The organism is Mesorhizobium sp. M5C.F.Ca.ET.164.01.1.1 (genome assembly GCF_004792125.1).
Lineage (GTDB): Bacteria > Pseudomonadota > Alphaproteobacteria > Rhizobiales > Rhizobiaceae > Mesorhizobium > Mesorhizobium wenxiniae.
This window is the reverse complement of sequence record NZ_SRTG01000633.1, coordinates 1-279: the sequence shown is the minus strand read 5'-3', so window position 1 is coordinate 279 and position 279 is coordinate 1. Positions and strand designations below refer to the sequence as shown.

At 61.3% G+C, this 279-nt stretch carries 1 pseudogene; it reads left to right on the top strand.

The window, feature by feature from the left end:
* A pseudogene (locus EN807_RS37325) lies at nt 1-126 on the top strand (peptide ABC transporter ATP-binding protein); the annotation flags it as partial.
* Nucleotides 127-279 lie beyond the last annotated feature (153 nt).

Here is a 279-nt window from a genome sequence, read left to right as displayed (position 1 = left end):
GTCATCCTCGATGCCGGCCGGATCGCCGAGAGCGGCGATGCCCGCGCCGTCATCGCCAATCCGCAGTCGGCGATCGGCAAGGCCCTTGTCGACGCGGCACCGAGATTGAACAGGAACCGGCCATGATCCCGCAAAGTGGCAACCGATTTGCGGACAACATCATGGTCAAACAACAAAATCAGGAAGCATCATGACCGATCCCGAAGCAGCCAGAGCCGAGAAACTGTCGCGCGAGCTCGACTCCGCTTTCCGCAACCGCGCCGATCTGTACCGCCTGTT